Origin of the sequence: Mesorhizobium sp. M2A.F.Ca.ET.042.01.1.1, assembly GCF_003997405.1 — a bacterium.
Lineage (GTDB): Bacteria > Pseudomonadota > Alphaproteobacteria > Rhizobiales > Rhizobiaceae > Mesorhizobium.
In genome coordinates, this window is sequence record NZ_RZRX01000670.1 from 1 (window position 1) to 303 (window position 303).

Annotated in this window: 1 protein-coding gene; it reads left to right on the top strand. The window is 69.6% G+C overall.

Features of this window, described 5'->3' with window-relative positions; all coding sequences use genetic code 11:
• Nucleotides 1–303, top strand: a 303-nt coding sequence (locus EOA23_RS35465; protein ID WP_245474463.1) for a hypothetical protein, incomplete at both ends; no start/stop codon positions are given.

Genomic DNA, 303 nt, shown 5'->3' on the forward strand with positions numbered 1-303 from the left:
CCACGGGTGCGACCGGAGCTACGGGTTCGACTGGAGCTACAGGCGCGACCGGAGCCACGGGTGCGACCGGAGCCACAGGCGCGACCGGAGCAACAGGTGCGACTGGAGCAACTGGTTCGACGGGAGCTACAGGCTCGACCGGAGCAACGGGTGCGACCGGTTCGACCGGAGCCACAGGCGCGACCGGAGCGACGGGTTCGACCGGAGCGACGGGTTCGACGGGAGCTACAGGCTCGACCGGAGCAACGGGTTCGACTGGAGCGACGGGTTCGACGGGAGCTACAGGCTCGACCGGAGCAACGG